This is a genomic window from Bradyrhizobium sp., assembly GCF_030654605.1.
Taxonomy (GTDB): Bacteria; Pseudomonadota; Alphaproteobacteria; order Rhizobiales; family Xanthobacteraceae; genus Bradyrhizobium.
This window is the reverse complement of the sequence record NZ_JAURXB010000235.1, coordinates 1-6,917: the sequence shown is the minus strand read 5'-3', so window position 1 is coordinate 6,917 and position 6,917 is coordinate 1. Positions and strand designations below refer to the sequence as shown.

The following is a 6,917-nucleotide window of genomic DNA, read 5'->3' as shown; positions in this document are numbered from 1 at the left end:
GCGGGCGTTCGGACTGAATTTCCCCAATCCGGTCGGCATGGCGGCGGGCTTCGACAAGAGCGCGGAAGTCTCCGATGCGCTGCTGCGGCTCGGCTTCGGCTTTGTCGAGATCGGCACGGTGACGCCAAAACCGCAGACCGGAAATCCGCGGCCGCGGCTGTTCCGGCTGGAGCGCGACGAAGCCGTCATCAACCGCATGGGCTTCAACAATGACGGCGCCAACGCCGTGCTGCGGCGGCTCGCGGCGCGCGCGCATCATGGCGGCATCGTCGGGGTCAATGTCGGCGCCAACAAGGATTCCGTCGATCGCGTCGCCGACTACGTCAGGCTGATCGAAACCTTCGCGCCGGTGGCGAGCTATTTCACCGTCAACGTGTCGTCGCCGAACACGCCCGGCCTGCGCAACCTGCAGCAGGCCGCAGCGCTCGACGACCTGCTGGCCAAGGTGATCGACGCCCGCGAACGTGTGCGGCAGAACGCCGGCGACTCGCCGGTGCTGCTCAAGATCGCGCCCGATCTCAGCCTCGCCGAACTCGACGACGTCGTTCATATCGCCCGCTCGCGCCGGGTCGACGGCATGATCGTCGCCAATACCACGCTGGCGCGGCCCGCGACCTTGCGCGAGACCAATCGCGCGAAAGAGCAGGGCGGTCTGTCGGGCCGGCCGCTGTTCCGGCTGTCGACGCGGATGGTGGCGGAAACCTATGTGCGCGCCGAGGGCGCGTTTCCTCTGGTAGGGGTCGGCGGCATCGATTCCGGCGGCGCCGCGCTGACGAAAATCCGCGCCGGCGCCAGCCTGATCCAGCTGTATTCGTCGCTGATCTACAAGGGTCTCGGCCTCGTCGAGCACATCAAGACCGACCTCGCCTCCACGCTGCTGCGAACGGGGCGCGACTCACTGTCGGAAATCGTCGGTGCGGACGCGGCGACGATTACGGCGGAGGACTGGCCGGTTTAACGACCGTCAATCACAATCAAGGTTGTCGTCGCCCGGCTTGACCGGGCGATCCAGTACGCCGCGGCTTCTCGATCTATCCTAAGCGTCTCTGGAATACTGGGTCGCCCGGTCGAGCCGGGCGATGACAGCGGTGTTGGTGCGAGCGTTGCACCTCACGCCGAGAGCATTTCCATTCACAACTCCACCACCATCCCGTCGCTCGCCGCCGTGTAACTCAGCGTCTCCAGCCGCCCCAGCATGTCGTCGCTCATATGCGTCAGCACCAGCCGCGTCGGCCGGATCTCGGGCAGACGCGCCTCCAGCGTTGTCAGGCTGAGATGGTTCTTCACCGCCCTGTCGTAGGTATAGGCCTCCGCGATGAACAGGTCGGCGTCGCGGCCGAGCGGGATCAGCGTTTCCGTCCATTCGGTGTCGGCGGTGTAGGCGATGACGCGGCCTTCGGCCTCGACCCGGTAGGCCAGGAACGGCCCGCCGGATTCGCCGTGCACAACGGAAAAGGGCGTGACATCGACCGCGCCGAAGCTGAATTTTTCCCCGGGCTCGAACGCGACGACCGACAGCTCGAAGCGCGGCCTTGTCTTCGACGAATGCTCGAACAGTACTTCCATCAGCTGCGCCAGCCGCGTTTCGATTCCTTCCGGGCCGGCGATCACCAGCGGACGGCTGCGGCGGGTGAACTGCGCATCCAGCAGCAGGAACGGCAGCCCCGCGAAATGATCGCCGTGGAAATGCGTGATCAGGATCAGGTCGATGTCGTCGCGCGCGATACCGAGCCGCTTCAAGGCCGGCAGCGAAGTCGCGCCGCAATCTACAAGGAAATTGACGCGGCTGCCGGTGACATGAAAGCAGGTATTTTGCCTGCCGCCGGAACCGAACGCATCGCCGCAGCCGACAAATTGCAGTTGCATCGGTTCGATCCTATGGTTCGATCCTATGGTTTCAGCCGGCGGGCGACGCCTTCGGGAATGATGCGCGCAGCATCGCCGGATAGCGCAGCGCCTGCAACCCGCCGCGCGCGGCATAATGCGCCAGCAGGGCGCCCCACAGTCCGGCATTGCCCAGAGAACGCAACGCCAGCCAGGCGCCGAGAAAGATCAGCAGCGACAGCACCATCAGGTTGCGCATCTCGCGCGCCCAGGTCGCCCCGATGAAAATGCCGTCATAGGCGAAGGCGAACACGCCCAGCACCGGTGCCAGCGTCACCAGCCACAGATAGTCGCGCGCGCTGCGGCGGACCTCTTCGCTTGATGTCATGATATCGATCAACCCAGGCCCGAACAGCGCGTAGGCCGCGGTCACCGCCAGCGCAAAGCCGAATCCCCAGGAGATCACCAGCCGGGTCGCGCTGGTAAACCCGCCGCGGTCGCGCGCGCCATAGGCGCGGCCGCATAATTGCTCGGCGGCGTTGGCGAGGCCGTCGAGGAAGAAGGCGCTGATCAGCAGGAAATTCTGGAGCACTGCGTTGGCAGCCAGCGTCACGTCGCCGTGGCGCGCGCCCTGCGCGGTGAAGAACAGGAATGCGGCGATCAGCGAGGCGGTGCGGATCATGATGTCGCGGTTGACCGCCAGCATGCGGACCAGTTTGGTGCGGTCGAGCAGCGCCGCGCGCGTAACAGCGGGTTGCCCGCGCGAAAGCCCGCGTGCAATGAGCACGCCGAGCAGGAGTCCGGTGACTTCCGCGACCACCGCGGCGATCGCCGCCCCGGCAATGCCGAAATCGAACACCAGCACCAGCAGCGCCGTCGCCGCCATGTTGATGAGGTTGATGGCGATCTGCACGCCAAGCGCCAGCCTGGCGCGGGCCTGACCGATCAGCCAGCCGAGCACGACATAATTGGCCAGCACCAGCGGCGCCGACCAGATCCGGATGTCGAAGTAGATCCTGGCGGCGCGGGTGACGGCTTCGCTGCCGCCGATGGCGCCGAACAGAAGTGCGGCAAGCGGTATCTGCAGCACGATGAGCGCGATGCCGATCACGGCCGCGACCACGAGGCCCCGCAGGAAGATGGCGCGCAATTCCCCGGTTTCGCCCGCGCCGAGCGCCTGCGCGGCGAAGGCCAGCGTGCTCATGCGAAGGAAGCCGAACAGCCAGAACAGGCAGTCGAACACCACCGACGCGATTGCCGCGCCACCGAGCAGCGTCGGATCGCCGAGCCGCCCGATCGCGATGGTCGAGACGATGCCGATCAGCGGCGTCGTCAGGTTCGCTACCATCGCCGGACCGGCGATGGCAAAGACCTGTGCGGTCGTGACCTTCGATGGGAGAGCTGGCAACCTGAAGCCGCGATCTAGCGTCCGCGCGGCGTGCCGAACAGCCGCGACAGCAGCCAGATCGGGATCACGATCACGGCGCCGAGCAGGAAATAGCGCCACACCCAGTTGATGGCGTCGAAGCCGAGATTGTAGATCCAGTCGAACAGCCGCCGGATGCTGCTCAGGATGTTCCAGGGATCGAAGCCGATCGCGGACAGCACCACGCCCACCAGGATCGACAACAGGATCAGCCGAACCGCCACGGCCAGCGGCGAGCCGCCGAGAAAGCGATAGAGACCGTCATTGGCGGCCGGCAGTTCTCGGGTGTCGTTGGGCATCGATGGTCTCCGGCGCGGATTCGCCCGCGTATCATAGTCTCGCAGACTGACATGGGGAACCCGGGCGTCGGCGTCAATGGCCTGATACCAGCGGCGGCTGGTCGGAAACCTCGGTTTTCAGCATCCGCTCCAGGGTTTCCAGCCGGTCCGCTTCGCGCGGCGGCTTGTCCCAGCGCAGCCGGTTGATGCGCGGAAACCGCATCGCCACGCCGGATTTGTGCCGCGGCGAGCGCGCCAGGCCCTCGAAGGCGACTTCCAGCACCAGCCCCCGATCGGGCGCGTGCACCACATGCCGCACCGGCCCGAACTTCTCCGTGGTGTTGCGGCGGACGAATCTGTCGATCTGCAGCAGTTCCTCGTCGGTGAAGCCGAAATAGGCCTTGCCGACCGGCACCAGCTGCTCGCCGCCGTCGTCTGTCGTCCAGACCCCGAAGGTGTAGTCCGAATAATAGGATGAGCGCTTGCCGTGGCCGCGCTGGGCATACATCAGCACGGCGTCGATCAGATGCGGATCGCGCTTCCACTTCCACCATTGCCCCTTTGGGCGGCCCGGCAGATAGAGGGCGTCCCGTCGCTTCAGCATCACGCCCTCGACTGCTTCGGCGTCTTCGCCGGCGCCTGCGCCGGCGGGATCGGCGCGGGCGGCGGTGAGCGCGTCCCAGCTGTCGAATGGTATCACCGGCGACAGGTCGACCTTGGGATCGTCGAGTCTTGTCACGAAGGCTTCCAGGCGCTGGCGGCGTTCGGCGAACGGCAGCGTTCGCAGATCGTCGTCGCCTTCGCCGAGCAGATCGTAGGCGCGCAGATGGATCGGATATTCCTTTGCCAGTTTCGGCGAGACCACTTTCCGGTTCAGGCGTTGCTGCAGCACGTTAAACGGCTGCACGCGGCCTTCGCGCAGCACCAATAGCTCGCCGTCGATGGCGAATGAAGCATGATGCCGAAAAGTGTGAAGCGGTTTTCGGGAGACATCATGCTTCAAACTTGAAGATTCTTGCAGATGCAGCGACGGCAGCAAATCCGGAAAGCTCTTCGTAATATCCTCGCCGCTGCGCGAATAAAGCCGCGCCTGCATCTGTCCATCAGCGTCGCGGCCTGAGACCGCCTGCACCCGGATGCCGTCCCATTTCCACTCGGCGATGAAATCGCAGGCATCGAGGTTGGCAAAATCCGCATCCTCGATCGCATGCGCCAGCATGACCGGACGGAACGGCGTGGGATCGAGATTGACAGGTTGTTCGGCGCGGCCCTCCAGCCATGCGAACAGATCGAGATAGGGCGGCGCGAGTCCCGGCCACATCAGTTCGACATCGTGCGGATCCTTCTCGCCCAGCGCCGCCGCAGCGGTCTTGGCCAGCCGCGCCGAGATCCCGATCCGCATCGCGCCGGTGACGAGTTTCAACAGCGCCCAGCGGCCGGTCTCGTCCAGTTCGTCGAGCCAGCGCGTCAGCTGTTTCGGCAGCTCGGTCTTGCCGAGCGTGCGCAGCGTGGTGACGACCTCGGCGAGAGTGGGAGGAGGAGGGTTGTTGTGGCCCTTCTTCTCCACGCGCGAAGCGCGTGCCTTCCCCCCTCCTCCCGCGAGCGAAGCGAGTGGCGGGGAGGGGTCGGGGGTGGGGGGTGCTTCAGCAAACTCGCTGGCAGTTGCATGGGTGGAGACACCCCCCACCCCCGACCCCTCCCCACCGCTGCGCCCGCCTCCGCCAAGCGGCTGCGGCGGACTCAGCGGGAGGAGGGGAGAAGATGGCCACATCAGCGCCACTGTCTCCGAGAGATCGCCGACATAATCATACGACAACGCGAACAGCACCGGGTCGGTGCGATCGGCGATCAGGTCGCGGATCAATCCCGGCTTGGCATGCTTGAACGACAGCGCGTCGGTCAGCGCCGCCAGCGCGTAGCCGCGATCGGGATCTTCGGTCTCGCGGAAATAGGCGGTGAGCAGCCGCAGCTTGTTGTTGCGGCCTGGCTCGTAGGCGAGTCGGTCGAGCAGTTCGGCGAAACGGTTCATGACGCGAAGCCCTCCGCCGGCACCGTATCGCCTTCATCCTCGTCGCCGTAACCGACGAGATCGAGCGGCCGCGCGGCGAGGCCCTTGGTCTTGCACCAATGCACCAGCGCGTCTTCCTGGCCATGGGTGACCCAGATCTCGCGCGCGCCTGTGGCCTCGATGGTCGCGGTCAATCCGTTCCAGTCGGCGTGGTCGGAAATCACCAGCGGCAGTTCGATGCCGCGCTGCCGGGCGCGGGCGCGGACCCGCATCCAGCCCGAGGCGAATGCCGTGACCGGATCGGGAAACCGCCGGGTCCAGATGTCGGCGGTGGCCGATGGCGGCGCCAGCGTGATGGTGCCGGCGAGTTCGGCCTTCTTCATGCCTTTGGCAGGTAGCAGGTCGCCGAGCGCGATTCCCCGGCTTTCGTAATAGCGGGTGATCGGTTCCATCGCGCCGTGCAGGTAGATCGGCGCGTCGTAACCGGCGAGGCGAAGCAGCGCGATCACGCGCTGCGCCTTGCCCAGCGAATAGGCGCCGACCAGATGGGCCCGCTCCGGAAACAGCGCCACCGAGGCCAGCAGTTTCTTCACCTCGTCCGCCGCGTCGCCATGGCGAAACACCGGCAGCCCGAAGGTGGCCTCGGTGATGAAGACGTCGCAGCGCACCACCTCGAACGGCGTGCAGGTCGGATCGGGCGCGTCCTTGTAGTCGCCCGAGGCCACGATGCAGGTGCCCTTGCAGGACACCGCGATCTGGGCCGATCCCAGCACATGTCCGGCGGGATGAAATCTGATCGTGACATCGCCTGTCCTGATCGATTCGCCATAGCCGATGGCCTGCGTGGTCCGTGCGAAATCGTCGCCGTAGCGCAGCCGCATCATGTCGAGCGTTTCCCGGGTGGCGAGCACCGCGCCATGGCCGGGCCGGGCATGGTCGGAATGGCCGTGCGTGATCACGGCCCGCTCGACGGGGCGCACCGGATCGATGTGAAACCCGCCGGGTTTGCAGCACAGGCCGGCGGGAGCTGGCAGCAGGATGTCTTGCGGACGCATTTTCGTTATATAGTCCTGCCAGAGCTTCATTCGAGTCGTGCGGTAAGCTCTCAACACCGCAATCAGTTCCTCAACCCTCCGACCGATCGGTTCCACACCATGCCCGCGCGCCTGTTCATGTCGTCCGGCGACATGCTCGCCGACCGGCGCTTCGACTTTGCCCGCGACCTGCAGCTCAGCGGCGATCTGGTTGCCGCCGAAGACCTGTTCGTGCAGGCCACGGATCTGGCGCCGGGCTTTGCGACGGCGTGGTTCACGCTCGGCGAGGTCCGCGAATTGCTCGGCGACATCAAGGGCGCCATCACGGCGTTCCGCACCGCGGAGAC

Annotated in this window: 6 protein-coding genes and 1 pseudogene; 2 read left to right on the top strand and 5 right to left on the bottom strand. The window is 65.9% G+C overall.

The annotated features are described in order from the left end of the window. The coding region (locus Q7U29_RS21180; protein ID WP_304744490.1) for a quinone-dependent dihydroorotate dehydrogenase at positions 1-958 on the top strand (958 nt) is incomplete at its 5' end. Between the two features lie 173 nt (positions 959-1,131). On the opposite strand, the gene Q7U29_RS21175 is transcribed toward Q7U29_RS21180, so the two are convergent. The 5 genes from Q7U29_RS21175 to Q7U29_RS21155 form a co-directional block, all read right to left on the bottom strand. Continuing rightward, a complete protein-coding gene (locus Q7U29_RS21175) occupies positions 1,132-1,866 on the bottom strand; it encodes an MBL fold metallo-hydrolase (protein ID WP_304744489.1) in 735 nt (244 codons plus the stop codon). Between the two features lie 31 nt (positions 1,867-1,897). After that, on the bottom strand, positions 1,898-3,172 hold the full coding sequence (locus Q7U29_RS21170) for an MATE family efflux transporter (protein ID WP_304744491.1): 1,275 nt from the start codon (positions 3,170-3,172) through the stop codon (positions 1,898-1,900). Positions 3,173-3,246: 74 nt separating this feature from the next. After that, the gene (locus Q7U29_RS21165; RefSeq protein WP_304744488.1) at positions 3,247-3,549 is read right to left on the bottom strand and encodes a DUF6460 domain-containing protein; all 303 of its coding nucleotides are present in this window, start codon (positions 3,547-3,549) and stop codon (positions 3,247-3,249) included. 73 nt (positions 3,550-3,622) lie between these two features. Continuing rightward, complete coding sequence (locus tag Q7U29_RS21160) at positions 3,623-5,557, bottom strand: ATP-dependent DNA ligase (protein WP_304744487.1); 1,935 nt, start codon at positions 5,555-5,557, stop codon at positions 3,623-3,625. Further along, positions 5,554-6,591 (bottom strand): ligase-associated DNA damage response exonuclease, encoded by a 1,038-nt coding sequence (locus Q7U29_RS21155; protein ID WP_304744486.1) that lies wholly within the window; start codon positions 6,589-6,591, stop codon positions 5,554-5,556. The genes Q7U29_RS21160 and Q7U29_RS21155 overlap by 4 nt, the downstream gene beginning before the upstream one ends. Before the next feature lie 99 nt (positions 6,592-6,690). Here Q7U29_RS21155 and Q7U29_RS21150 point away from each other — a divergent pair. Continuing rightward, a pseudogene (locus Q7U29_RS21150) lies at positions 6,691-6,917 on the top strand (SAM-dependent methyltransferase); the annotation flags it as partial.

Excerpts from the sequence above, each read along its gene's own strand:
- Q7U29_RS21155 (WP_304744486.1), bottom strand. The coding sequence starts at position 6,591 with ATGCGTCCGCAAGACATCCTGCTGCCAGCTCCCGCCGGCCTGTGCTGC.
- Q7U29_RS21170 (WP_304744491.1), bottom strand. The coding sequence starts at position 3,172 with ATGGTAGCGAACCTGACGACGCCGCTGATCGGCATCGTCTCGACCATC.
- Q7U29_RS21175 (WP_304744489.1), bottom strand. The coding sequence starts at position 1,866 with ATGCAACTGCAATTTGTCGGCTGCGGCGATGCGTTCGGTTCCGGCGGC.
- Q7U29_RS21160 (WP_304744487.1), bottom strand. The coding sequence starts at position 5,557 with ATGAACCGTTTCGCCGAACTGCTCGACCGACTCGCCTACGAGCCAGGC.
- Q7U29_RS21165 (WP_304744488.1), bottom strand. The coding sequence starts at position 3,549 with ATGCCCAACGACACCCGAGAACTGCCGGCCGCCAATGACGGTCTCTAT.